The organism is Acidovorax sp. LjRoot38 (assembly GCF_964252975.1).
GTDB classification, from domain to species: Bacteria; Pseudomonadota; Gammaproteobacteria; order Burkholderiales; family Burkholderiaceae_C; genus Acidovorax; species Acidovorax facilis.
Genome location: NZ_CAXUPT020000012.1, coordinates 149,750 through 172,787, shown reverse-complemented (window position 1 = coordinate 172,787; position 23,038 = coordinate 149,750). Strand labels below are relative to the sequence as shown.

Sequence of the window (23,038 nt, the reverse complement as noted above, 5' to 3'; positions counted from 1 at the left end):
AGGCAGAAGTCTAGCCTCGGAGTTCAGATTGGGCTCCTGGCGGGGCCGCGTGCTGCTACATGGATTGCAACTTCGTTTCAACGATACGTTTCGCGTTGTCCCGGGATAGCCCAAACAGTCCCAGTTTTCGCGCCGCATGGCGGTGGTGGTTATCTCAACTCCCTCAAGAAGGTACTGCGGCTTCTCGCACTCCAGTCATTTCATTGCAAAATATCAAACGATAACCATTCGCATTATAATTCATCACTTTCTCGCCAGCCAACGTCCCTTGCCACGTGAGCCAGCGCCCCCAGCGTTTGTTGTCCGCTCACCTCCATCGGGACCCCCATGTCTTCTCAGCCCCTGCGCTTCGCGCACGCCCCGCGCTTGCCATCCGTCCGCGCGGCCACTCTTTTCACCCTGACCCCGCTGGCCCTGTGCCTCGCCCAAGCAGCTATCGCACAGCAGTCCAGCACACCGGCAGCAGACGCGACAACAGGCGCGCCCCAGCTGCAAGAAGTCCGCATCAACGCCAGCACCGAAAAAGACATGGGTTTTGCGCCCGTGGAGGCACAGACCGCCAGCAAGGCGCCCATGCGGCGGTTGGAAACCCCACAGTCCGTCAGCGTGGTCACGCGCGAGCAAATGGAGTCGCGGCAGATCACCAACGTGCAGCAAGCGCTGCAGACGGTGGCGGGGGTCAGCCCGGTCAACTTTGGGCGTCGGGGGTTTGACGATCTGAACATCCGGGGCTTTCGCTCCACCGAATCGATCCTAGTCGATGGCCTGGTGCAGAGCCCGGGCATGTGGGCCAAGCTGCAGCCCTACGGCTACGAGCGGTTTGAGGTGCTCAAGGGCTCGGCGTCGGTGTTGTACGGCCAGGTGCAGCCCGGCGGCATTGTCAACGCGGTGAGCAAGCGGCCCAAGAAGGAGGCGATCAACGAGGTAGGCGTGGAGGTGGGCAGTTTCGGCCAGCGCACGCTGCAGGCTGACATCAACAGGCCTCTGTCCGAATCGGGCAAGACGGCGCTGCGCATCAATGCCCAGGTGTCCAACGCCGACGACCCCACCCAGTTCGTCTACCGCAAGGACCGGTGGTTCGCGCCATCGCTCTCCATCGACCTGGGCCCGCAGACCGACCTGGTGCTGTTTGCCACCTACAGCCAGAGCCAATGGATGCGCCAGCAGGGCATCACGCCCTACGGCACGCTGCTGCCCAACCGCAACGGCACGCTGCCCGTCACGATGTTCACGGGAGACCCAAGTTTTGGCGGGTATGACGTGGAGAGCAAAACCGTGGGCTACACGCTGGAGCACAAGATGTCGGAGGCCATGACCTTCCGCCAGAACGTGCGCTACGAAACCGAGAAGGGCACGGGCAACTTTGTCTCCAACCAGGCGCTGCAAACCAACCAGCGGCTGCAGAACCGCCAGGCCTCGCGCCAGTACATGGACTACGACCTGCTGGCCACCGACACCTCGCTGCTGTCGCGCTTTGAAGCGCTGGGCGTGAAGCACCAGTTGGTAACCGGCCTCGATGCGCGCAGTGGCACCAGCCTGCTGGCCAGCCGCACCTGCCGCATTGGCGCGCTGGACCTGTTTGCACCCGTGTATGGCATGCAGGCCACCTGCCCCGAGGCGCTGACGCAGGATGCGCCCGCCAAACTCACCGTGGCCGGGCTGTATGCGCAGGACCAGATCAAGTTTGGCCAGGGCTGGACAGCCCTGGTGGGCCTGCGCCGCGACTGGTCCACCACCGATACGAACAACCGCGTGGCCAACACGCAGACGCGCCAGAAAGACAACGCCACCACGCTGTCGGCCGGGCTGGTGTACGAGTTCAAGCCCGGCTGGGCCGCGTATGGCAGCTATGGCGAGTCGTTTCTGCCCCAGTCGGGCCTGACGTTTGGCGGATCGAACTTTGTGCCCGAAACCGGCAAGCAGTGGGAGGCGGGCGTGAAGTACGAAGCCCCCGGCGGCCAGGTCACCGGCGCGCTCGCCGTGTTTGACCTGGTGCGCGAGAACGTGACCACCGCCGACCCGGTGAACACGGGCTTCAGCGTGCAGACCGGCGAGCAGCGCGCACGCGGGCTGGAGCTGGAGCTGGGTGCAGACCTGAAGAACGGCTGGAAGCTGACCAGCGCCTACACCTACACGCAGTCCAAGGTCACGCGCGACAACAACGCCGCCATCGTGGGCAAGCCACTCAACCTCACGCCGCGCCACACGCTCACGGCCTGGGCCACGTACAAGCTGCCGCAGTATCAGCGCGTGACGCTGGGCCTGGGCGGGCGGTATGTGAGCGAGCAGATCGGCTCGTACCCCTTCACCTTGCCTTCGTACTTTGTGGCCGATGCGTCCATCAGCTACGTGGGTGAGAACTACCGCGTGACCGCGGGCGTGAAGAACGTGTTCAACAAGGCGTATTACGACGGCGCGATCAACGCCAACGTGGTCTCGCCCGCGTTGCCACGCAACTTCAGCCTGGGCGTGACGTACTTCTTCTGACGCAGCGCTCCACCCCTGCCGCCCGCACGCCATGACCAGCCAGCGCACGCTCAACCGCCTGTTTACCCTGCACTCCTGGGCAGGCATCGTCACGGGGCTGCTGATGTTCATCGTGTGCTTTTCGGGCGCGGTGGTGGTGTTCAAGCACGAGATCGACCTGTGGGCCAATCCGTCGCTGGCGCAGCTGCCGCGCTCTCAAAAACCTGCGTCGCTCGACACGGTGCTGGCACAGCTGCACACCCGCTACCCCGGCGCCATGGTGGAGACCATCGCGCTGCCGGATGCCGTCAACCCCAGCTACTTCGCGTTTGTGCGCGAGCGTGGCGCGCCTGCCAACACCCGCACCAAGGTGGCCTTGCGCTCCGACACCGGCACGGTGGTGGGCCCGGTGGACAGCCAGCTCGGCCAGTACCTGCGCATGCTGCATGTGTTCCTGTTCTTCGGGCCGCGGTGGATCGTGGGTTTCCTCGGGGTGGCGATGCTGGTGCTGATTGCCACGGGCATCGTCATCCACCGCAAGATCCTGGCCGAGCTGTTCACCCAGCGCTGGGGCCGCAGCTTTCGGGTGGTGATGTCGGACCTGCACAAGTCCGCAGGCATCTGGGGGCTGGGCTTTCACATCCTGATCGCCACCACGGGCGCATGGATGGGACTGGCGCCGCTGTTTGAGCAGGGCTACAAGTACGTGACCACCAGCACCGATGCCACCGCCTCCAAGCCAGCGAGCAAGGCCGAGGCCAGCGAGCCCGTGCCCATGCAGTCGCTGGACGCGCTGTACGCCACCGCGCAGCAGGCCGTGCCGGGGCTGGAGGCGCGCTATGTGTCGCTGCGCCGCTGGGGCAGCAGCACGGCCGAGGTGGGTTTCACCGGCAACCTGCGCGATCACCTGGCCAGCACCGCGCGGGTGGACATCCATGCCGTCACCGGCGTATCGAAAAAGGTGCACGACCCGCGTACGGCGGGCTTCTGGTCGCTGGTCAATGGGCTGATGGAGCCCCTGCACTTTGGCGACTTTGGCGGGCTGGCGCTGAAATGGCTCTATTTCTTTCTGGGCATGACGCCCGCGTTCCTGTCCATCTCGGGCACGCTGATCTGGCTGGATGCGCGCCAGCAGCGCAGGCGCGAGGCGGAGGCTGCGCAGGCCACAGCGGGCGGCATCGCGGCTGCGGGCTGACACCAACGCCAAGCGTCCCCCTTCATAGCTTCACAGCTTCGCTCCCCATGCAACGTTTCTTTCTGGCCCTGCACGCCACCACGCCCTCCGCGCTGATCGTGGCAGTGTTTATGCACCTGTGGGGGCCTGCGGGCCTGCCCTCGCTGGCGCAACGGCCCGTGTGGGCGGTGTGGGCACTCATCGGCGTGTGGCTGCTGCTGTCGGCAGCGGCAGCGGCGGCGTGGGCGCTGCGCACGCTGGCGCTGTGGCGCGTCTCGCTGGGTAGCGCGGGCGTGCTGCTGGCCGCGGCCGGTGTGGCCGGGCTGGTGCTGGGCAGTGCCCAAGGACCCGCCATGTTGGTCAGCCTGGTCGCCATGGGGCTGATCTGCGGGGGCATCGCGGTTTTTATCGGGCCCCAGCGGGTGCAGGCGCACCGGCGCAGGGCGTCGCGGTCTGCGGCCGTGGCCCGACCGGGCTCTGCAGTGCACACAACCACCGCCCCCCCGCGCTGGCACCCACGCGGCTGGGCCCGCTGGGTGGGGTCAGCCCACTGGCCCTTCTGGCTGACCGGTGTGCTAGCGGTGGAATCCTTCCGCCTGGCCCACATCGTGGCGACCGAGCCCGCACGTTCGTCGGGCATGCTGGGCCTGCTGCTCGCCTTCTTCGTGGCCCTGCCCGCTGCCACCTTGCGCCACTGGACGCCCCGCACCGCCGTGCTGCTGTGGGCACTGGCCGCGTTGGCCTATGGCGGCCTGGCGGCCAAGGCGGGGATGGTGCAGTGGGCAGTGGCGTCGGCGCTGTGTGCCCTGGCTGTGGGGGCACCGCTGCGGTGGCGCGCAGGACAGGCGTGGTGGGCGCTGCGCTGGCGGCGGGCGGGCCACGGGGCGCCGCACGCGCCCAACCCAGGGCCCGACCGCCACCCGCCGGAGGCCGCATGAACGAACTCATCGGCGCCAGCGCCGCGCTGGCCTCATTGATTGCACTGACCCGCTGGGCGCGCACCGTGCCCACGCGCGCCTGGGGCGACGGCACGCCCCCAGCCACTGCGGCATCCCGGCGCGCCTGGGCTGTGGTTCTGGCTACCCTGGTGCTGCAGGCCCTCGCGGCCACCGCTGCGGCGGGGCTGGCGGCGGGGCTGGCGCTGGTGGTGGCGGCCTGGATGGTGCTGGGCTGGCTGCTGGTGCTGGCCATGAACCAATGGCCCGCCAGCAGCCTGCGCTGGGGACACCGCCTGGGCGCACTGGGCGGCACAGGCTGTTTGCTGGCGCTGGCCTGGCAGCTTCTTCGGGCGGGGGGCTTGGTGTCATGAAGCACCCCAGTTGCCCAAGAGCAGGGACATTGGCGGATTGTTTTTGAATAAAAACAGGCCCCAGCGCTTGATCAGCAAGCGCTATAAGCTATATTTTCAATAGCAAAAATTGACAGGCAGCGTGCTGCCAGCCCCTGCCCGCTCCCACAGCGCCACGGCACAATCGCGCCCATGGACCTGCCGCTCGACGCCCCCTGGATTCACACACTGCGCTTCACGCTGGAAGTGGCGGCCACCATCGCGTTTGCCCTGTCGGGCGTGATCATGGCCGCGCGCAAGCGGCTCGATGCCGTGGGCGTGTGTGTCGTTGCCTTTGTAGCCGCGTTTGGCGGGGGCACGCTGCGCGACCTGCTGCTGGACCAGCGGCCCTTCTTCTGGATCCGCCACACCGAATTCGTATGGGGCATTCTGGCGCTGTGCATCGGCGCCATGCTGTTCATGCGCCAGCGGCACTTTCAGCCCACCGAGCGCGCCATGCTGCTGCCCGACGCCATTGGCCTGGGCCTGTTTGCCGCCGTGGGTGTGGACATTGCCACCGCCATCGGCATGCCGCCCATCATCAGCGTGATGATGGGTGTGACCACGGGCGTGTTTGGCGGGGTGCTGCGCGATGTGTTGTGCAACGAGGTGCCCCAGGCCTTCAGCGACCATCGGCCCTATGCGCTGTGTGCGTTTGCCGGTGGCTGGGCTGACGTGGCGCTGCGCCAGCTGCAGGCGCCCGACTGGGCACCGCTGTTGGCCTGCGTGCTGCTCACGGCCGGGCTGCGCGGGCTGGCGTTGTGGCGCAACTGGGAGCTGCCCGCTTGGAGGGTGTGATGGGGGCATCGAGCCCCTGCCGCGCCGGGCTGGCGCGCCTGTGACAGCATCGGGTGCCCGGGGCCCGCACACTGGCCTTCGTCCGACTGCAGGAGACACACCACAATGACCACCACACCCACGCCCGCCCACCTGCGTGCCACGGCCCTTATCGACAGCGACGCACCTTCCATCCAGGCCTTTGCCGCCCAACACGCGCGCGGCACCACCGACCGTGACCGTGCCGTGGCCCTGTACCTGGCCGTGCGTGACGGCTTTCGCTACGACCCCTACCGCATCGACCTCTCGCCCCAGGGCATGGCGGCCAGCACCGTGCTGGCCAACGGCCACGGCTGGTGTGTGCCCAAGGCCGCTCTCCTCACCGCCGCATGCCGCGCGGCGGGCATCCCCGCGCGCATGGGCTTTGCCGACGTGCGCAACCACCTCAGCACCGAGCGCATGCGCGAGACGATGAAGACCGACCTTTTCATCTGGCACGGCTACACCGACATCTGGCTGGATGGCGCCTGGCGCAAGGCCACGCCCGCGTTCAACATCGAGCTGTGCGAGCGCTTTGGGCTGCTGCCGCTGGAGTTCGATGGCGAGAACGATTCGATCTACCACCCGTTCGACAAGACCGGCCAGCGCCACATGGAGTACGTACGCCAGCGCGGCGCCTTTGACGACATGCCGCTGGCGCAGATCGTGGCGGACTTTCGCACGGTGTACAGCGGCTGGCTGCCCGAGGACGGTGCCACCCACAGCAGCCTGGAGGGCGCCAGCTTTGCGCAGGATGTGGCGAAGGAGGCCCGCGCATGAGCAGCCACGCCGAGATCCCACCGGGCTTTGCACCGCTGCAGTCTGGCGGCCCGTTCATCCAGCACAACGGCCCGCTCTACCTGCGCCACGAAGGCAGTGTGGTGCAGTTCGGCTTCCGCGTGGAGCGCCGCCATGTGAACCCCATGAACAACCTGCACGGCGGCATGATGGCCAGCTTTTGCGACATGCTGCTGCCGCTGTCGGTGCACCGCAAAAGCGACCAGGTGGCCGACCGCTTCCTGCCCACCATCAGCCTGCAGATCGACTACCTGGCCCCCGCCCCGCTGGGCGCCTGGGTGCAGGGCGAGGCCGAGCCGCTGCGCGTCACGCGTTCGCTGGTGTTTGCTCAGGGACTGGTGACGGCCGATGGCGAGCCCTGTGCGCGGGTGAGCGGGGTGTTCAAGATCGGGCCTGCGGTGCCCAGCGACGCGGTGGAGTAAACGCCGACAGCCCGACAGGCCTGCGCCCCTTTTGGCGTTGCGCCAGTTACGGTATGCCCAACGCACCCACGACGTACTCCACAAACCGCGCCAGCTTGGGCAGTTGCCTCCGGTCGGGCGCATAGACCAGCTGCACGGGCCGCGGCGCGGGCAGGCAGGGCTGCATCACGGGCACCAAGGCGCCGCTGGCCAGGTCGTCGGCCAGTAGCACCTCGGGTTGCATGATCAGGCCGAGCCCGCGCAACGCGGCCTGGCGCAGGCCGTCGCCCTGGTTGCAAGTCAGGCGGGCGTTCTCAGGCCAGAAGAACTCCGTGTCGCCGTCGCGCAGCGTCCATTCAACGCGGCGCTGCCACACCGAGTGGCTGAGGCACTGGTGGCTATCCAGGTCGGCCGCGCACTCGGGCGTGCCGTGGCGCTGCAGGTAGGCGGGTGCTGCGGCAATCACCATGCGATAGGGGCGCAGCGGGCGCGCCACCAGGCCCTCGTTCACCACCTGGCCAATGCGCACGGCCACGTCAAAGCCCTCGCCCGCCAGGTCCACCACGCTGTCGGTGAGCTGCAGGTCAACACGCACCTGGTCGTGGCGCTGCAGAAAGTCGGCCACCAGCGGCGCGATCACGTGGTTGCCCAGCGTGAAGGGCGCGCTCACTCGCAGCAGGCCCTGCGGCACGGCGCGGCTGCGCTCCACGGCGGACTCGGCCCAGCGCACCTGCTCCAGCACGCGTTTGCTGTCGTCGTAGAACGCGGCGCCCACCTCGGTCAGGCTGTTCTGGCGCGTGCTGCGCTGGAACAGGCGCGCGCCCAGGTGGGTCTCCAGCTGCTGGATGTGCTTGCCCACCATCACGGCGGAGATCTGCAGCTGGCGCGCGGCAGCGGCAAAGCTGCCGGCCTCCACCACGGCCACCATGACTTCCATATTGCGCAGCTTGTCCACGGCAACTCCCTCAATTCCTAATCAATGGTTAGCACAAGCATAACTTGCAGGTACTTTATGCTCCGATTGATTAGCAAAAGAATCGGGCTGTCAGTTCCTCATCAACCCTTTTTGACACCCAAGGAAAACACCATGTCCAAGATCCTTCTCATCGGCGCCAGCGGCACCATCGGCCAGGCCGTGCTGGCCAACCTGGGCGCACGCCACGACGTGATCACCGTGGGCCGCACCAGCGGCACGCACCGTGCGGACTTTTCGCAGCCAGGTGCGGTCGCAAAGCTTTTCGAGGCGGTGGGCAAAGTCGATGCCATCGTCAGCAGCGCAGGCAACCTGCACTTTGGCCCGCTGGCCGAGATGACAGCCGAGCAATTCAACCTGGGCCTGCAAGACAAACTGCTGGGCCAGGTGCAACTGGCGCTGGTCGGTCAGAAGTATTTGAACGATGGCGGCTCCATCACGCTGACGGCGGGCATCCTCTCGATCGAGCCCATCCGCAACGGCGCCAATGCCACGGCGGTGAACGCGGCCATCGAGGGCTTTGTGGCCGCTGCCGCCAGTGAGCTGCCGCGCGGCCTGCGCATCAACGCCGTGAGCCCCACCATCCTCACCGAATCCGTGGGCGTGTACGGGCCGTTCTTCCCGGGGTTCGACACGGTGTCTGCCGAGCGCGCCGCGCGCGGCTACCAGCGCAGCGTGGAAGGGGCGCAGACGGGGCGGGTGTACCGGGTTCAGTGAGCCAGACCACCTGGATTTGAAAGAAAAACAGCTGCTGCCGCCCGTCGAACAGGCGGCAGCAGCTATCAATTGGGTAGCTGCAGTGATCGATAGTGCAGATCAGTCGAGACTTGCGCCCGACTCCTTCACCACCTTGCCCCACTTCACCGACTCGGCCTGGATGAAGGCGGCGAACTGCGCGGGCGTTTCGCTCATGGCTTCCGCGCCCTGGTCATTGATCTTCTTCTTCACATCGGCCTGGTTCAGCACCTTGACCAACGCGGTGTTCAGCTTGGCCAGCACTGGCGCGGGCGTGCCTGCGGGGGCAAACATGCCGAACCACGACGTGGCTTCGTAGCCCGCCACACCCGCTTCGGCGATGGTGGGCACGTTGGGCAGCTCGGGTGAACGCTTGGCGGTGGTCACGGCAATGGGCACCAGTTTGCCGCTGCGAACATGCTGGATGGCCGAGGGCATGTTGTCGAACATGATGCCGATCTGGTTGCCCAGCAGGTCGGTGACAGCGGGTGCGCTGCCCTTGTAGGGCACGTGCACCATGTCCACCTTGGCCAGGCTCTTGAACAGCTCGCCCGACAGATGGATGGAGCTGCCGCTGCCCGACGAACCGAAGTTGAGCTTGCCGGGGTTGGCCTTGGCGTAGGCAATCAACTCGGGCACCGTCTTGAACGGCTGGGCGGGGTTGGCCACCAGCAGGTTCGGCACATTGGCCACGCGGGTCAGCGGCGCGAAGTCCTTCACGGGGTCAAACGGCATCTTCTTGTACAAGCTGGCATTGATGGCGTGCGTGCCCACCGTGCCCATGAACAGCGTGTAGCCGTCCGCCGGGGCCTTGGCAGCCATGGAGCCGCCAATGTTGCCGCCCGCGCCTGCGCGGTTGTCGACGATGACGGACTGGCCGAGTTCGGTGGTCAGCGCCTGGCCGATGATGCGCGCCAGGATGTCGGTGGTGCCGCCTGCGGCAAAGGGCACGACGATGGTGACGGGCTTGCTGGGGTAGGTCTGGGCCAGCGCAGCGCTGCTGCCCAGCAGGCCAGCCCCTGCGATAGCGGCGCAGGCAGCGGCCGACAGCGCGAAGCGGCGGGTGGTGTGGATGGAACGGGTCATGGTTTGTCTCCTTCAAGAAGGTGGATGAATGAATGGGTCGGTGCCACCAGTGCTGCGTTGGTCCGCGTCTGGCCGCGCCATGGCCTCAACCGGGCGCCGAAGCCTCCGGGCGAGAACGGGGGTGCGCCCCTCGCGGAGCGGCAGGGAAGATCAGTTCAGGTTGCTAAACAGGCGCCACTCCCAGCGTGGTGCCGCCGCACACGTACAGCACCTGCCCGGTCACGAATCCGTTGTCGGGCGAGAGGAAGAACAGCGCTGCGCGCGCCACGTCGTCGGGCGTGCCCATGCGGCCCACGGCAATGCTGTTCAGGATGCGCTGCGTCTGCGGCGCACCCTCAGGGTTGCTCTGTCGGAAGAGTTCAGTCGCAATCGGGCCGGGGCCGATGGCGTTGACGGTGATGCCGTCACGCCCCAGCTCCATGGCGAGCGTGCGTGTCATGCCGATCATTCCAGCCTTGGTGGCGGAGTACACGATGCGCTCGCCCTTGCCCAGCGCTGCGCGCGACGACATGTTGACGATGCGGCCCTGCCCGCTGGCGCGCAGCGTGGGCAGGAACGCTTGCACCAGCAGCATGGGCGCGCGCAGGTGCAGGCCCACCACGTCGTCGAGCTGCGCGGTGGTGGCAGTGTCGATGGTGCCGGGGCGCGTGGCGCCCGCGTTGTTCACCAGCGCCGTCACGTTGTGCTTGGCCGCAATCTCGGCCGCGCGTTCGCGAGTCGATGCTTCGTCGGTCAGGTCTCCCTGGTAGGAGGTGAGTTGCGGGTGGCTCCAGCTGGGCAGCACATAGTCCAGGTTGACCACCGCGTGGCCCTGGGCCAGAACGGCCTCGGCGATGGCGCGGCCGATGCCGTTGCTGGCGCCGGTGACGACCGTGACGGGAGTGCTTTTATCAATTGCGGTCACACGCGCTCCAGGATGATGGCAATACCCTGCCCCACGCCGATGCACATGGTGCACAGCGCGTACTGGCCGGCGTGTTCGTGCAGGCGGTTGATGGCAGTGGTGACCAGGCGCGCGCCGCTGGCGCCCAGCGGGTGGCCCAGCGCAATGGCGCCGCCCCAGGCGTTCACTCGGGCGTCGTCGTCCTTGATGCCCAGGGCACGCAGCACGGCCAGGCCTTGCGCGGCAAAGGCTTCGTTCAGTTCGATCACGTCCATGTGGTCGATGGTCAGGCCCGTCTGCGCCAGCACCTTCAGCGTGGCGGGCGTGGGGCCGAAGCCCATGATGCGCGGCGCCACACCGGCCACGGCCATGCCCACCACGCGGGCGCGGGGCTTGAGGCCATATTTGGCGGCGTTGGCTTCATCAGCCAGCAGCAGCGCGCAGGCGCCGTCGTTCACGCCGGAAGCATTGCCCGCCGTCACCGTGCCACCCTCCCGCACCACGCCCTTGAGCTTGGCCAGCGCTTCGATGCTGGTCTCACGCGGGTGTTCGTCCTGGCTCACGATGATGGCGTCGCCCTTCTTTTGCGGGATGTGCACCGGCACGATCTCGCGCGCCAGATGCCCGGCCTGGATGGCGGCCACGGCGTTGAGCTGGCTGCGCAGCGCCATCTGGTCCTGGGCTTCGCGCTCGATCTTGAAGTCGGTGGCCACGTTCTCGGCGGTTTCGGGCATGGAGTCGACGCCGTACTTTTCTTTCATCAGCTTGTTGATGAAGCGCCAGCCGATGGTGGTGTCGTACACCGCGTTGCTGCGGCTGAAGGCCGACTCTGCTTTGGGCATGACGAAGGGCGCACGGCTCATGCTCTCCACGCCGCCTGCAATCATCAGGCCCGCCTCGCCCGCCTTGATGGCGCGCGCTGCGGTGCCCACGGCGTCCAGGCCCGAGCCGCACAGGCGGTTGATGGTGGCCCCGGGCACGTCGATCGGCAAGCCCGCCAGCAGGCTGCTCATGTGGGCCACGTTGCGGTTGTCTTCACCGGCCTGGTTGGCGCAGCCATAGAGCACGTCGGTGACGGCGGCCCAGTCCACGCCGGGGTTGCGCTCCATCAGCGCCTTGATGGGGATGGCGCCCAGGTCGTCGGTGCGCACGCTGGAGAGCGCGCCGCCGTAGCGCCCGAAGGGGGTGCGGATGGCGTCGCAGATGAAGGCTTGGCGTTGAGCTTGGCTCATGGTTTTGTCTCCTCGTTTCTGGGGGTTGGATTCGGTCAGGCGGCGGGGCGGATGGGCAGGCCCACCAGTTGCTCCAGCTCAGGCAACCGCAGGCCGGGCGCGGTGTCGATGAGCTGCAGCCCGGTGGGTGTGCAGGCCAGTGTGCACAGATCGGTGTAGATGCGCTTCACGCACGCGACACCGGTGAGCGGGTAGGTGCATTGCGTCACGATCTTGCTCGCGCCCTGCTTGGTCAGCAGGTCCATCATCACCCAGGTCTGCTTGGCGCCGATGGCCAGGTCCATGGCCCCGCCCACGGCGGGGATGGCGCCGGGCTCGCCCGTGCTCCAGTTGGCCAGGTCGCCCGTGGCGCTGACCTGGAAGGCGCCCAGCACACAGATGTCGAGGTGCCCGCCGCGCATCATCGCGAAGCTGTCGGCGTGGTGAAAGTACGCGCCGCCGGGCAGCAGCGTGACGGGCTGCTTGCCCGCGTTGATCAGGTCATAGTCCTCCAGCCCCGCAGCGGGCGCCGGGCCCATGCCCAGGATGCCGTTTTCGCTTTGCAGGATGACCTCGCGGCCTGCCGGGATGTGGTTGGCCACCAGGGTCGGCTGGCCGATGCCCAGGTTGACGTAGGCGCCGTCGTGGATGTCTTGCGCCACGCGCTTCGCCAGTTCTTCTTTACTACGCTTTTGATAGCTGCTCACGCTTTATCCTTGTGCGGTAGGTGCCGATTTCATGCCGATTTCTTGAAACCACCCGCCTGCGTGGCCGTGCGGTCGATCTTGACCACATGGCTCACGTAGATGCCAGGGGTGACGATGGCCTCGGGGTCGAGCGCGCCAAGTTCCACCACCTCGTGCACGGTGGCAATCGTGGTCTTGGCGGCCGTGGCCATCACGGGGCCAAAGTTGCGCGCCGACATGCGGTAGGTAAGGTTGCCCCAGCGGTCGCCCTTCTCGGCCTTGATCAGGGCCACATCGCCGTGGATGGGGTATTCGAGCACGTAGTGTTTGCCGTTGATCTCGCGCGTTTCCTTGCCTGCAGCCAATTCGGTGCCATAGGCCGTGGGGCAGAAAAAGGCGCCGATGCCCGCGCCCGCAGCGCGCAGGCGCTCGGCCAGATTGCCCTGGGGCACCAGTTCCAGCTCCAGCTTGCCATTGCGGTACAGCTCGTCGAACACGTAGCTGTCGACCTGGCGCGGAAAACTGCAGATGATCTTGCGCACCTGCCCTGCCTTGAGCAGCGCGGCCAAGCCCTGGTCGGCATTGCCTGCGTTGTTGTTGACCACCGTGAGGTCCCGCGCGCCCTGGGCAATGAGGCCATCGATCAGCTCGCCCGGAATGCCGGCCGTGCCGAACCCGCCTATCAACACCGTGGCACCATCCTTCACCCCCGCAAGGGCCTGGGCCTCCGAGTCCGCCAGTTTGTTGATCATTGCAACGCTTTCTTGGTTTCTCTGTTGTCTCTTTGAAGTTTGTTCGCATATAGAACAAATGTTCGCTTAAAGAATTATAGTTGGCATACGTATGAATTCCCAAACCCCTGAAGCCAAAGACCCCAAACCGAGCGACAGCTATGTGCAGTCGTTCGCGCGCGGGCTGGAGGTGATCCGCTCGTTCAGCGCGGCCACGCCGCAGCAAACCTTGAGTGAAGTTGCCGCACAGACCGGCCTGACGCGCGCCGGCGCGCGCCGCATCCTGCTCACGCTGCAGACGCTGGGCTATGTGGAGACGGATGGCAAGCTGTTTCGTTTGAGCCCGCGCATCCTGGACCTGGGGTTTGCGTACCTGTCTTCGCTGCCCATCTGGAACCTGGCCGAGCCGGTGATGGAAGACCTGGTGGAAGAGGTGCGCGAGTCGTCATCGGCCGCCGTGCTCGACGGCCTGGACATCGTCTATGTGCTGCGCGTGCCCACGCACAAGATCATGCGCACCACGCTGGGCGTGGGCTCGCGCCTGCCTGCGTGCTGGACGTCCATGGGCCGCATGCTGCTGGCCGGGTTGCCGGACGACGAACTGCAGGCCCGGCTGCAGGGCCACTCGATGCAGCGTTTTACCGAACACACCACCACCGATGTGGATGCGCTGCTGGCCCACATCCGCCAGGCGCGGCAGCAGGGCTGGTGCCTGGTGAACCAGGAACTGGAAGAGGGTTTGATATCGATTGCTGCGCCGTTGACCAACCGCACGGGGCAGACGGTGGCGGCGCTCAACATCAGCGGCCAGGCCAATCGCACGAGTGCGGCGGTGATGCAGGAGACGCTGCTGCCTGCACTGCTGAGCGCGGCCCGGACCATCTCGCGGATGATGGGCGCACCGAGGGGATGATGAAGGGAGGAAGGCACACCGAGAAGAGCCGGTGATCACCCTCGCAACGAGCAGCCCGTGCTAAAGCACCGACTCCCGTCTTAGTTGGAGAGGGCAAGAACCGTAGTCGTAACCCCAGTCGCTCGCCATGACAGGGAAATCAGTTCTTGCGAAATCCCAGCACCAGCACCACGCCGCCCAGTACCATCGCACCCAGGCTCATCCACTGGGGGATATTGACGGATTCTTTTTCCTTCACGGTGAGCTCCAGCGGGCCCAGCTTGGCTTGGGTGGTGTCCTTGGTAAAACTGAAGCCGCCGGTCAAAAACCCAGCCAGCCCCACCACCAACAACAACACACCAACGATTCGCATTGCATTCATGAAACTTCTCCCGATGCCGGGTTTGGAGGACTGCGACAAAGTGGACCCGGCTCCCGACCTTTGCGCCAGCCCAATGTAGGTGCGCCAGCGCAGGGCCAGCGTAGGACGCCGCCCCGGCGCGATGTAGCAGGCGGGCGCGATCCGAACAGCCTTCCCCTGTGCGCTCCGGGCTCTTGCCCTGCGTGCTACCCTCACGCCCCATGTTCAGCCCCTCCCAAGCCGATGTGCGCCGCTTTCTGTGCGGTGTGCACGCCAAGACCCAGAGCGGCGCCCCCATGGAAGCCATCGAGACGCTGGCCAGCCTGTGGATCGCCGAGCACCCCGAGTACCACGCCGACCTGTCCGACGCCGATGCGGCCGTGGCCCGCAACTACGACGAAACACCGGGGCAGACCAATCCCTTCCTGCACCTCTCGATGCACCTGTCCATCAGCGAGCAGTGCAGCATCGACCAGCCGCGCGGCATCCGCCAGGCGGTGGAACTGCTGACAGCACGGCTCGACTCCTTGCACGACGCGCACCATGCCGCCATGGACTGCTTGGGCGAGATGCTGTGGGAGAGCCAGCGCGCAGGCCGTCCGCCCGATGGCGACGCCTACATCGCCTGCGTGCAGCGGCGCGCCACACGGGACTGACCACCCACGCTACATCCGCTGGCCGGTCACAACAACTTGAACGCCAGCACCGCCACCATGGTAGGTGGCAAGGCACCCAGCAGCAGCCCCAAGGGGTGGATGGCGTTGTCAGCGAACTTCTCTTTCAGGATTGCCGCGCCTGCGGGGTTGGGTGCATTGGCAATCACAGTCAGCCCCCCACCCGTTACTGCACCCGCCACCAACGCGACCTTGAACTCGTCGCTCAGGCCTTCGACCAAAGAGCCCAGGTAGGTCAGTGCAGCGTTGTCTGTGAAGGCCGTGAGCGCCGCAGCACCAAAGAACACGGCGTTGGCATCCATCTTCATGAGCACCGGTTGCAGCCACCACTGCTGCAAACCACCCAGCACCACCAGCCCGGCCAGGAAGAAAGCCACCAGCAAGGCCTCCCGCAGGATCAGCGGGTTTTGGTGGCGCTGGTAGGCCGTGGTGAACCCCATGAAAAACAGGAACAGGCCCATGAAGACTGCTGGGTGGTGCGCAAACAGCACGACAAGCCCCAGGAATACCAGATGCACCAGCATCACGGACACAGGCACGGGCGCCTCGTCCGTCGTGATCTTGCGTCCCATGTGCCCCACCTGTTGGCGAAACAGCAGCGTGGCGATACCGGCGTTGACCACCACTGCGACGGCCGCCTTCCAGCCAAAGTTGGACACCATGAACCACAGGTCCCAGTTCCACTGCGCCGCCACCATGAGCACCGGCGGCGCAGCGAACGGCGTGAGGGTGCCGCCGATCGAGATGTTGACGAACAGCACGCCAATGGTCGAATACTTGAGCTTGTTCGACAAAGGCTGCGAAAACAGGATGTCACGCAGCATCAGTGCCGCCAGCGTCATCGCAGCAGGCTCGGTGATGAAGGAGCCCAGCAGCGGAACGGCGGACAACACCACAAAGTACATCGCCACACCGCGCTGAAAAGGCATGCACCTTGCCAACACCCGCACCGCGGAGCCAGCCATCTGAAGAATCGGCCGTGTAGCCGCAATCACCATGATCGCGAACACAAACAGCGGTTCGGTGAAATTGCGCGAGTCCAGGTAGGCCGTGGCCTCCTGCTTGCCGCTGATGGAGAACATGAACAGCATGAGCACCAGCGCCCAGAAGCCGAAGACCACCTCGACCTCGCCCAGCAAATGCCAGATGCCCGCATGCTTGGGCTGCGTATGCGCCAGGCGTTCGAAATACTTGGTGGAGAAGGTGTGGAGGATGGCCAGGCCGAACAGGACGGCACCGATCACCTGGATCAGGGTGGGAGATGAGTTCATGGGTCGCAGAAAAACCGCGTGGCGGCCCGACCAGCGCATGAACCTGCCGGGCCACCATGGCGCCGACACCCAGCTTCCATTTTACCGTTGCACAACGGCGGCTCCGTGCAGGCGCAGCGCGCTTGGAACGCCGCTCACGGCATACACACAACCATGCATCGCACTCGGGAGTCGCGCTTTCCAGACAATGCGGGCACCGTACCCGGAGGCACAATGCACAGTCACCCATCCGCACAACCCTTGTCTTCACCGCCCCCTGCGCCGATCCCTGGTCCCGTGGCCTGGCTGGGCTATGGTGGCCTGCTGCCGTTTGTGGCACTGGCGGCTGGGGGCCTGTGGGCACCCAGCACGCCCTGGTGGAGCGCGGCGCTACTGGCCTATGGCGCGGTGATTCTGAGCTTTGTGGGAGCGCTGCACTGGGGCTTCGCCATGGCGCTGAGCGGCCTCAGCACCGCCGAGCGCACACGCTGCTTTGTGTGGAGTGTGGTGCCATCGCTGATGGCCTGGCCTGCGACGCTGTTACCCCCAGCGGGAGGGGCAGCGCTGCTGGTGACAGGCTTTGTGGCGCACCTGGTGCAAGACCATCGGCTGGCCGCACGCACATCGCTGCCGGCGTGGTACCTGCCGCTGCGCTGGCGCCTGACAACGACGGCCTGCGTGTGCCTGGCCGTTGGCGCCATGGCCGCCAGCCGCTGACGATTCGATGGCCCAGCAAAAAGCCCGCCGAAGCGGGCTTTTTATCAACGGTGGTGTCGCTTAACGGAAACGCGACTGGGGCACCGTGTGCAGATCGCCGTCGAGGCCGCTGATGTAGTTGGACAGCGCCTTCAGCTCAGCGTTGGTGAATTGCTTGGCCACACCGCCCATGATGGCGTTACCACGGCCCACATTGGCGTTCTTCTCGACCTTGTAGGACTTGAGGGCCACGAAGAGGTAGTCGGCATGCTGGCCGGCGATCTTGGGGTACGAGGGATCAATGGGCTTGGCGAAGTTGTCGCCATGGCATGACACGCAGGCGCCCTTCTTCAGCAGCTCGGCCACCTGCACACTGGGTTCGCGGCCGGGCTTGGCGGGCAGCTCGGCCCCCGTCTTGCCGTGCTGTTCGTAGTAGGCCGACACGTCTGCGATGTCCTTCTCGGACAACGACTCGGCAATGCCGCGCATGGTGGGGTGCTTGCGCTCGCCCTTCTGGTAGGCGACCAGCGCTGCCGCAATGTACTTGGCGCTTTGGCCCGAGATCATGGGCACCTTGTGGATCTCAGGAAAGCTGGCCTGGTAGCCAACAATGCCGTGGCAGCCAATGCACATGGCAATCTTTTGCTTGCCGGCTTCCACGTCGCCTTTGGCTTCCTGGGCATGGGACAAGGCGGTCACGGAAGCGACAGCCAGGGCAAATAGCGTGGTCAGCGTTTTGTTCATTTTGCGCGCACAATCTCGTGGAAGTTCAGCTCTGGGCTCTGATCAGCCGCCGATTATAGCCAGCGCCCTGTCAAGCCCATTCATCAACGATCCGGTGTTTTCCCCCATGAAATTCCAAGGCTCCCAGAACTACGTCGCCACCCAGGACCTGATGCTCGCCGTCAATGCCGCCATCACGCTGCAACGGCCGCTGCTGATCAAGGGCGAGCCCGGCACGGGCAAGACGATGCTGGCCGAGGAAGTGGCCCAGGCGCTGGACATGCCGCTGTTGCAGTGGCACATCAAGTCCACCACCAAGGCCCAGCAGGGCCTGTATGAATATGACGCCGTGAGTCGCTTGCGGGACAGCCAGCTCAACGACGGCGACAGCGCAGAGCGCGTGAAGAACATCCGCAACTACATCATCCAGGGCGTGCTGTGGCAAGCCTTCACGGCCGACCGGCCCGTGGCACTGCTGATCGACGAGATCGACAAGGCCGACATTGAATTCCCGAACGACCTGCTGCGCGAAATCGACCGCATGGAGTTCTACTGCTACGAAACGCGCGAACTCATCAAGGCCAAGCACCGCCCGCTGGTGTTCATCACGTCGAACAACGAAAAGGAGCTGCCCGACGCCTTCCTGCGCCGCTGCTTCTTCCACTTCATCAAGTTCCCCGAGGCCGACACCATGCGGCAGATCATCAACGTGCACTTCCCCACGCTCAAGAGCGAGCTGCTCAGCGTGGCGATGAAGACGTTCTATGACGTGCGCAACCTGCCGGGCCTCAAGAAGAAGCCATCGACCAGCGAACTGATCGACTGGCTCAAGCTGCTGGTGGCTGAAGACATTCCGCTCACCGCCTTGCAAAGCGCCGACAACAAGGTGGCGGTACCCCCGCTGGTGGGGGCGCTGCTCAAGAATGAACAGGACGTGAGCCTGTTCGAAAAGCTGGTGTTCATGAATCAGCGCAACCGCTGACTCCCCGGCAATGTCCCAACACCCTCCCCCTTCGCTGGCAGACGGCATTGCCGACGCCATTGGTTTTGTTGGCGGCGCACTCGCTGGTTTCTGGCTGGGCCAGTGGCTGGGCATGGACATCTTTGCGCCAGGCTACGGCACCCCGGCCCTGGTGGGCATTGCCCTGGTGGGACTGGGCGGCGGCCTGGGCCTGCACGCTGCGCGGCGCTGGCAGACCAGTCGGCGCAACAAGCCCTCCAAGGATTGACGAAGAGAAAAGACCCATGGCTTTTGTAGAACCAGTCACCCTGCGCGACCGAGGCATCCGCCTGGAGCCCCTGGCGCTCTCCCACGAACACGGCTTGGCCGCCGCTGCGGCCGATGGCGAGCTGTGGAAGCTGCGCATCACCTCGGTACCCGAGCCCCAGGACACCCGCGCGTACATCGAAGCCGCCTTGAAGATGCGCGAAGACGGGAACCGCTTTGCCTTTGCGGTGGTGGATGACGCGACGGGCAAGGTGCTCGGCTCCACCAGCTACCACGACATCGTGCCCGCTGTGAAACGCGTGGAGATCGGCTGGACCTGGTACTGCCAAAGTGTGCAGCGCACCCACGTCAACACCACCGCCAAGCTCTTGATGATGGGCCACGCCTTCGACACGCTGGGCTGCCATGTGGTGGGTTGGCGCACCGACAACTACAACTTTGCGTCGCAACGCGCCATCGAGCGCCTGGGCGCCAAGAAGGACGGCGTGCTGCGCGGCCACGCGCTGCGCCGCGACGGCACCATTCGCGACACGGTGATGTACAGCATGCGCGCAGGCGAGTGGCCTGAGGCCAAGGCGCAGTTGCTATACCTTTTAGAGCGTCGAACGCTTACCAAATAAGCGCTGAAGGCCAAAATCATGCTGATCGACTTCTTCTACACCCTGCGCTCGGCCAAGTTGCCCGTGTCGGTCAAGGAATACCTCACCCTGCTCGAAGCCCTGCAGGCCGGTGTGGTGGGCCCCAAGTCGGATGACGCATGGAGCCTGGACGACTTCTACAACCTCTCGCGCCTCACGCTGGTCAAGGACGAGAAGCACTACGACAAGTTCGACCGGGCCTTCGGCGCCTACTTCAAGGGCGTGGAGATGGTGGCCGACTTCACCAAGGAGATCCCGGCCGATTGGCTGCGCAAGATCCTGGAAAACGAGCTCACGCCCGAGCAAAAGGCCGCCATCGAGAAGATGGGCTGGGACGAGCTGATGGAGACGCTCAAGAAGCGCCTCGAAGAACAAAAGGAGCGCCACGAGGGCGGCAGCAAGTGGATCGGCACGGGCGGCACCAGCCCGTTCGGCCACGGCGGCTACAACCCGCAGGGCGTGCGCATTGGCGGCGCGGGCAAGAACAAGAGCGCCGTGAAGGTGTGGGAGCAGCGCGCCTACAAGGACTACGACGACCAGCAGGAGCTGGGCACGCGCAACATCAAGGTGGCCCTGCGCCGCCTGCGCAAGTTTGCGCGCGAAGGGCATGAGCTGGAGCTGGACCTGCCCGACACCATCCGCAGCACGGCCGCCAACGCGGGTTACCTGGACATCAAGATGGTGCCCGAGCGGCACAACAACGTGAAGGTGCTGCTGCTGATGGACGTGGGTGGCACGATGGACGAGCACATCCAGCGGGTGGAAGAACTCTTCAGCGCGGTCAAGAGCGAGTTCAAGCACCTGGAGTTCTATTACTTCCACAACTGCGTGTACGACTTCATGTGGAAGAACAACCGCCGCCGCTTCGCCGAGAAGTTTCCGACCCTGGACATCATCCGCAAGTACAACAAGGACTACAAGCTGATCTTTGTGGGCGACGCGACCATGAGCCCCTACGAAATCCTGCAGCCTGGCGGCAGTGTGGAATACAACAACGAGGAAGCGGGCGCCGAGTGGATTCAGCGCCTCACGCACGCCTTCCCCAAGTTTGCGTGGATCAACCCCGAGCCCCAGGGCGTATGGCAGTACCGCCAGAGCATCAGCATCATCCAACAACTGGTGAGCAACCGCATGTACCCGCTGTCGCTCAAGGGGCTGGAAGAGACCATGCGGCTGCTGTCGAAGTAGGCGGGATGGGGCCCCAGCGCTTTGGAGCCCATCGCGCGGAACTGTCTGACACGACGGGGCTGATTTTGGGTGCATAGTGGCGGTGGGCCGGTTTTGCAGCCAGCCCCAACCACCCAAACCACCTTCTCCTGCCGTGCCTTTTCGCGTCCTGCGCCCCACTGCCCTTTTCTCAACGCCGGCCCCATGGTCGGCGTTGCTGCTTTTCAGCGCGCTGTGCCTGCAGGGCTGCAGCCTGCTGCCGCGCGGTGAGGATAGCGAGAGCACAGGCTCGGCGCCCACCCCTGCCATTGCCGAATCGGGCACGCCCTCTTTCGCCGTTCAGGTCAACGCCCCCGCCAACGTGCGCGAGACGCTGGAGCGCCACCTGGAACTGCAGCGCTTCCGCCACCTGCCCGATCTCCACGCCAACGAGCTGCAGCGCCTGCTGGGCGCAGCCGATGCCAACGCCCGCGAACTGTTGGGCACGATGGGCTACTTTGCACCCACCATCACGGTGGAGCTGACCGAAACGCCCGACAGCAAGGCTGCCCCGCGCACGGTGGTGGTCACGGTGCAGCCCGGCCCGCAGACCCGCATTGCCAGCGCGGACATCGACTTCACTGGCAACACGGGCGGTACGGACAGCTCCAGCGCGGAGCAACCAACAGAAGAAACCGGTACCAGCGCCAGCATCCGCCAGCAGCAGCGCGTGCAGCGCAACTGGTCCCTGCAGCCGGGCCAGCCGTTCACCCAGTCTGCCTGGGATTCGGCCAAGAACGACGGCCTGCGCCAGCTGCAGGCGCGCCGGCACCCCACCGCCCGCATCGCCAGCAGCCGGGCCGAGATCGATGCCGACCAACACGCGGCAAAGCTCAGCGTGACCTACGAGCCCGGCCCGCCCTACCGCTTTGGGCCGCTGCGGGTAGAGGGCAGCCAGCGCTACGACCCCGACGGCGCCCGGCGCCTGGCACGCCTGCCCACAGGCGCGGTGTATGACGAGGCCGAACTGCTCGACGCCCAGCTGCGGCTGGCCAGCAGCGGTTACTACGATTCGGTGTTCCTCACGCTCGACACCGAGGGCACTGACCCGCAGGCCGCGCCCGTGGTGGCCCAGGTGCGTGAGGCACCGACGCAAAAGCTGGTGTTCGGCCCCGGCTTCTCGACGGACAGCGGCGCGCGCCTGTCGCTGGAGCACATCCACAACCAGTTGCCCGTCATCGGTTGGCGCGCGGTGAGCAAGCTCTCGCTGGACCGCGAGACCAAACACGCCAGCAGCGAATGGACCGACCTGCCCAACAACAACGGCTGGCGCTGGTTTGCAGGCGCCCAGCTGCAGCGCGAGGCGACGGGCGACTACGACGTCAACAGCGGGCGCGTGCGCTACGGCCGCAGCAAAAGCACCAAGAACATCGACCGCAACTACTTCCTGCAGTACGACTACGCCAACAGCCAGGGGCTTGCCGCCAACGTGCAGTCGCCCTCCGACACCAGCACGGCCCTGAGCGTGAACTACGGCTGGACGGGCCGCTACTTCAACAGCGCCACCGCCCCCACGCGCGGCCGTGGGATCGCCGTGGAGGTGGGGCTGGGCACCACGCTGCGGCCTGAGCGCGACCCGTTTGTGCGCACCCTGGTGCGCTGGCAGTCGTTCATCCCCGCAGGCCGCGTGCAGGACGCCGCTGGCGTGGGCCGCAGTGCCCGCGTGGCCTTGCGCGCAGAGGGCGGGACCGTGCTGGCGCGCGATGGCGCGCAGATCCCTGTCACCCAACTCTTCCTGACCGGGGGCGACACCACGGTGCGTGGCTACGGCTACCGCAGCATCGGCGCCCGCACCGACAACGGCCAGCTCTACGGCGGCCGCTACCTGGCCGTGGGCAGCGTCGAATGGCAGCGCCCCATCGTCTACCAGGGCGCCATGACCGACTGGGAGAGCACGCTGTTCGTGGATGCTGGCGCCGTGGCCGACCGCCTGGGCGACCTGGACCCGCGCGTGGGCATTGGCGCTGGCGTGCGCTGGCGCAGCCCAGTGGGGCCGCTGCAGGCCGACCTGGCCTATGGCGTGAAAACCAAGGAGGTGCGGCTGCACCTGCGGCTGGGGTTCAGCTTCTGATGAGCGCTGCAC

General features: G+C 65.8%; 25 protein-coding genes. 16 read left to right on the top strand and 9 right to left on the bottom strand.

Annotation, left to right across the window (positions count from 1 at the left end; translation table 11 throughout):
* Positions 1 to 327: 327 nt before the first annotated feature.
* From ACSQ22_RS20240 to ACSQ22_RS20210, 7 genes are all read left to right on the top strand, one after another.
* Positions 328 to 2,487, top strand: a complete 2,160-nt coding sequence (locus ACSQ22_RS20240) for a TonB-dependent siderophore receptor (protein WP_436131363.1) — start codon at positions 328 to 330, stop codon at positions 2,485 to 2,487.
* Positions 2,488 to 2,518: 31 nt separating this feature from the next.
* Entirely contained in the window at positions 2,519 to 3,661 is a 1,143-nt protein-coding gene (locus ACSQ22_RS20235) for a PepSY-associated TM helix domain-containing protein (protein WP_436131362.1), read from the top strand.
* Between the two features lie 47 nt (positions 3,662 to 3,708).
* Entirely contained in the window at positions 3,709 to 4,578 is an 870-nt protein-coding gene (locus tag ACSQ22_RS20230; protein WP_436131361.1) for a hypothetical protein, read from the top strand.
* The gene (locus ACSQ22_RS20225) at positions 4,575 to 4,949 is read left to right on the top strand and encodes a hypothetical protein (protein ID WP_436131360.1); all 375 of its coding nucleotides are present in this window, start codon (positions 4,575 to 4,577) and stop codon (positions 4,947 to 4,949) included. Before ACSQ22_RS20230 ends, ACSQ22_RS20225 begins: the two co-directional genes overlap by 4 nt.
* A gap of 171 nt (positions 4,950 to 5,120) precedes the next feature.
* On the top strand, positions 5,121 to 5,765 hold the full coding sequence (locus tag ACSQ22_RS20220; RefSeq protein WP_055398569.1) for a trimeric intracellular cation channel family protein: 645 nt from the start codon (positions 5,121 to 5,123) through the stop codon (positions 5,763 to 5,765).
* Between the two features lie 105 nt (positions 5,766 to 5,870).
* The gene (locus ACSQ22_RS20215) at positions 5,871 to 6,563 is read left to right on the top strand and encodes a transglutaminase-like domain-containing protein (protein WP_228896420.1); all 693 of its coding nucleotides are present in this window, start codon (positions 5,871 to 5,873) and stop codon (positions 6,561 to 6,563) included.
* Positions 6,560 to 7,003 (top strand): PaaI family thioesterase, encoded by a 444-nt coding sequence (locus tag ACSQ22_RS20210; protein WP_055398567.1) that lies wholly within the window; start codon positions 6,560 to 6,562, stop codon positions 7,001 to 7,003. The genes ACSQ22_RS20215 and ACSQ22_RS20210 overlap by 4 nt, the downstream gene beginning before the upstream one ends.
* Before the next feature lie 46 nt (positions 7,004 to 7,049).
* Here the strand turns inward: ACSQ22_RS20210 and ACSQ22_RS20205 are convergent, their stop codons facing one another.
* Positions 7,050 to 7,937, bottom strand: a complete 888-nt coding sequence (locus tag ACSQ22_RS20205; RefSeq protein ID WP_436131359.1) for a LysR substrate-binding domain-containing protein — start codon at positions 7,935 to 7,937, stop codon at positions 7,050 to 7,052.
* A gap of 132 nt (positions 7,938 to 8,069) precedes the next feature.
* Here ACSQ22_RS20205 and ACSQ22_RS20200 point away from each other — a divergent pair, with 132 nt between their 5' ends.
* Positions 8,070 to 8,672, top strand: coding sequence for a short chain dehydrogenase (locus ACSQ22_RS20200; RefSeq protein WP_436131358.1), 603 nt, complete (start codon positions 8,070 to 8,072; stop codon positions 8,670 to 8,672).
* 99 nt (positions 8,673 to 8,771) lie between these two features.
* On the opposite strand, the gene ACSQ22_RS20195 is transcribed toward ACSQ22_RS20200, so the two are convergent.
* From ACSQ22_RS20195 to ACSQ22_RS20175, 5 genes are all read right to left on the bottom strand, one after another.
* Positions 8,772 to 9,776, bottom strand: coding sequence for a Bug family tripartite tricarboxylate transporter substrate binding protein (locus ACSQ22_RS20195; protein ID WP_055398564.1), 1,005 nt, complete (start codon positions 9,774 to 9,776; stop codon positions 8,772 to 8,774).
* A 163-nt stretch (positions 9,777 to 9,939) separates the two neighbouring features.
* Positions 9,940 to 10,671 carry an SDR family NAD(P)-dependent oxidoreductase gene (locus tag ACSQ22_RS20190; RefSeq protein WP_436131364.1) on the bottom strand — a complete coding sequence of 244 codons (732 nt, stop codon included), beginning with the start codon at positions 10,669 to 10,671 and terminating at the stop codon, positions 9,940 to 9,942.
* A 5-nt stretch (positions 10,672 to 10,676) separates the two neighbouring features.
* The gene (pcaF, locus tag ACSQ22_RS20185; protein ID WP_121420972.1) at positions 10,677 to 11,891 is read right to left on the bottom strand and encodes a 3-oxoadipyl-CoA thiolase; all 1,215 of its coding nucleotides are present in this window, start codon (positions 11,889 to 11,891) and stop codon (positions 10,677 to 10,679) included.
* A gap of 35 nt (positions 11,892 to 11,926) precedes the next feature.
* Positions 11,927 to 12,577, bottom strand: a complete 651-nt coding sequence (locus ACSQ22_RS20180; RefSeq protein ID WP_121420973.1) for a 3-oxoacid CoA-transferase subunit B — start codon at positions 12,575 to 12,577, stop codon at positions 11,927 to 11,929.
* Between the two features lie 29 nt (positions 12,578 to 12,606).
* A complete protein-coding gene (locus ACSQ22_RS20175) occupies positions 12,607 to 13,308 on the bottom strand; it encodes a 3-oxoacid CoA-transferase subunit A (RefSeq protein WP_436131357.1) in 702 nt (233 codons plus the stop codon).
* Positions 13,309 to 13,399: 91 nt separating this feature from the next.
* Here ACSQ22_RS20175 and ACSQ22_RS20170 point away from each other — a divergent pair, with 91 nt between their 5' ends.
* Entirely contained in the window at positions 13,400 to 14,200 is an 801-nt protein-coding gene (locus tag ACSQ22_RS20170; RefSeq protein WP_426305005.1) for an IclR family transcriptional regulator domain-containing protein, read from the top strand.
* A 139-nt stretch (positions 14,201 to 14,339) separates the two neighbouring features.
* Here ACSQ22_RS20170 and ACSQ22_RS20165 read toward each other — a convergent pair whose 3' ends face one another.
* Positions 14,340 to 14,561, bottom strand: a complete 222-nt coding sequence (locus tag ACSQ22_RS20165) for a hypothetical protein (RefSeq protein WP_176886849.1) — start codon at positions 14,559 to 14,561, stop codon at positions 14,340 to 14,342.
* A gap of 200 nt (positions 14,562 to 14,761) precedes the next feature.
* Between ACSQ22_RS20165 and ACSQ22_RS20160 the strand changes: the two genes are divergently transcribed.
* A complete protein-coding gene (locus ACSQ22_RS20160; RefSeq protein WP_010459392.1) occupies positions 14,762 to 15,196 on the top strand; it encodes a DUF1841 family protein in 435 nt (144 codons plus the stop codon).
* Between the two features lie 26 nt (positions 15,197 to 15,222).
* Here ACSQ22_RS20160 and ACSQ22_RS20155 read toward each other — a convergent pair whose 3' ends face one another.
* The gene (locus ACSQ22_RS20155; RefSeq protein ID WP_055398597.1) at positions 15,223 to 16,485 is read right to left on the bottom strand and encodes a putative Na+/H+ antiporter; all 1,263 of its coding nucleotides are present in this window, start codon (positions 16,483 to 16,485) and stop codon (positions 15,223 to 15,225) included.
* A gap of 240 nt (positions 16,486 to 16,725) precedes the next feature.
* On the opposite strand from ACSQ22_RS20155, the gene ACSQ22_RS20150 reads away from it, so the two are divergent.
* Positions 16,726 to 17,181, top strand: coding sequence for a DUF3429 domain-containing protein (locus ACSQ22_RS20150; protein WP_252635808.1), 456 nt, complete (start codon positions 16,726 to 16,728; stop codon positions 17,179 to 17,181).
* A 60-nt stretch (positions 17,182 to 17,241) separates the two neighbouring features.
* On the opposite strand, the gene ACSQ22_RS20145 is transcribed toward ACSQ22_RS20150, so the two are convergent.
* Positions 17,242 to 17,904: a c-type cytochrome gene (locus ACSQ22_RS20145; RefSeq protein WP_218301864.1), complete on the bottom strand. Its 663-nt coding sequence runs from the start codon at positions 17,902 to 17,904 to the stop codon at positions 17,242 to 17,244.
* Between the two features lie 106 nt (positions 17,905 to 18,010).
* Between ACSQ22_RS20145 and ACSQ22_RS20140 the strand changes: the two genes are divergently transcribed.
* From ACSQ22_RS20140 to ACSQ22_RS20120, 5 genes are all read left to right on the top strand, one after another.
* The gene (locus tag ACSQ22_RS20140) at positions 18,011 to 18,865 is read left to right on the top strand and encodes an AAA family ATPase (RefSeq protein WP_055401588.1); all 855 of its coding nucleotides are present in this window, start codon (positions 18,011 to 18,013) and stop codon (positions 18,863 to 18,865) included.
* 10 nt (positions 18,866 to 18,875) lie between these two features.
* Positions 18,876 to 19,112 carry a hypothetical protein gene (locus tag ACSQ22_RS20135; RefSeq protein WP_436131356.1) on the top strand — a complete coding sequence of 79 codons (237 nt, stop codon included), beginning with the start codon at positions 18,876 to 18,878 and terminating at the stop codon, positions 19,110 to 19,112.
* Between the two features lie 16 nt (positions 19,113 to 19,128).
* The gene (locus ACSQ22_RS20130) at positions 19,129 to 19,731 is read left to right on the top strand and encodes a GNAT family N-acetyltransferase (protein WP_436131355.1); all 603 of its coding nucleotides are present in this window, start codon (positions 19,129 to 19,131) and stop codon (positions 19,729 to 19,731) included.
* Positions 19,732 to 19,749: 18 nt separating this feature from the next.
* A complete protein-coding gene (locus ACSQ22_RS20125) occupies positions 19,750 to 20,937 on the top strand; it encodes a vWA domain-containing protein (protein ID WP_121420979.1) in 1,188 nt (395 codons plus the stop codon).
* 133 nt (positions 20,938 to 21,070) lie between these two features.
* Complete coding sequence (locus ACSQ22_RS20120; protein WP_436131354.1) at positions 21,071 to 23,026, top strand: autotransporter assembly complex protein TamA; 1,956 nt, start codon at positions 21,071 to 21,073, stop codon at positions 23,024 to 23,026.
* The last annotated feature ends 12 nt before the right edge of the window (positions 23,027 to 23,038 follow it).

Excerpts from the sequence above, each read along its gene's own strand:
- ACSQ22_RS20240 (WP_436131363.1), top strand. The coding sequence starts at position 328 with ATGTCTTCTCAGCCCCTGCGCTTCGCGCACGCCCCGCGCTTGCCATCC.
- ACSQ22_RS20235 (WP_436131362.1), top strand. The coding sequence starts at position 2,519 with ATGACCAGCCAGCGCACGCTCAACCGCCTGTTTACCCTGCACTCCTGG.
- ACSQ22_RS20230 (WP_436131361.1), top strand. The coding sequence starts at position 3,709 with ATGCAACGTTTCTTTCTGGCCCTGCACGCCACCACGCCCTCCGCGCTG.
- ACSQ22_RS20225 (WP_436131360.1), top strand. The coding sequence starts at position 4,575 with ATGAACGAACTCATCGGCGCCAGCGCCGCGCTGGCCTCATTGATTGCA.
- ACSQ22_RS20220 (WP_055398569.1), top strand. The coding sequence starts at position 5,121 with ATGGACCTGCCGCTCGACGCCCCCTGGATTCACACACTGCGCTTCACG.
- ACSQ22_RS20215 (WP_228896420.1), top strand. The coding sequence starts at position 5,871 with ATGACCACCACACCCACGCCCGCCCACCTGCGTGCCACGGCCCTTATC.
- ACSQ22_RS20210 (WP_055398567.1), top strand. The coding sequence starts at position 6,560 with ATGAGCAGCCACGCCGAGATCCCACCGGGCTTTGCACCGCTGCAGTCT.
- ACSQ22_RS20200 (WP_436131358.1), top strand. The coding sequence starts at position 8,070 with ATGTCCAAGATCCTTCTCATCGGCGCCAGCGGCACCATCGGCCAGGCC.
- ACSQ22_RS20195 (WP_055398564.1), bottom strand. The coding sequence starts at position 9,776 with ATGACCCGTTCCATCCACACCACCCGCCGCTTCGCGCTGTCGGCCGCT.
- pcaF (WP_121420972.1), bottom strand. The coding sequence starts at position 11,891 with ATGAGCCAAGCTCAACGCCAAGCCTTCATCTGCGACGCCATCCGCACC.
- ACSQ22_RS20175 (WP_436131357.1), bottom strand. The coding sequence starts at position 13,308 with ATGATCAACAAACTGGCGGACTCGGAGGCCCAGGCCCTTGCGGGGGTG.
- ACSQ22_RS20170 (WP_426305005.1), top strand. The coding sequence starts at position 13,400 with ATGAATTCCCAAACCCCTGAAGCCAAAGACCCCAAACCGAGCGACAGC.
- ACSQ22_RS20165 (WP_176886849.1), bottom strand. The coding sequence starts at position 14,561 with ATGAATGCAATGCGAATCGTTGGTGTGTTGTTGTTGGTGGTGGGGCTG.
- ACSQ22_RS20160 (WP_010459392.1), top strand. The coding sequence starts at position 14,762 with ATGTTCAGCCCCTCCCAAGCCGATGTGCGCCGCTTTCTGTGCGGTGTG.
- ACSQ22_RS20155 (WP_055398597.1), bottom strand. The coding sequence starts at position 16,485 with ATGAACTCATCTCCCACCCTGATCCAGGTGATCGGTGCCGTCCTGTTC.
- ACSQ22_RS20145 (WP_218301864.1), bottom strand. The coding sequence starts at position 17,904 with ATGAACAAAACGCTGACCACGCTATTTGCCCTGGCTGTCGCTTCCGTG.
- ACSQ22_RS20140 (WP_055401588.1), top strand. The coding sequence starts at position 18,011 with ATGAAATTCCAAGGCTCCCAGAACTACGTCGCCACCCAGGACCTGATG.
- ACSQ22_RS20135 (WP_436131356.1), top strand. The coding sequence starts at position 18,876 with ATGTCCCAACACCCTCCCCCTTCGCTGGCAGACGGCATTGCCGACGCC.
- ACSQ22_RS20130 (WP_436131355.1), top strand. The coding sequence starts at position 19,129 with ATGGCTTTTGTAGAACCAGTCACCCTGCGCGACCGAGGCATCCGCCTG.
- ACSQ22_RS20125 (WP_121420979.1), top strand. The coding sequence starts at position 19,750 with ATGCTGATCGACTTCTTCTACACCCTGCGCTCGGCCAAGTTGCCCGTG.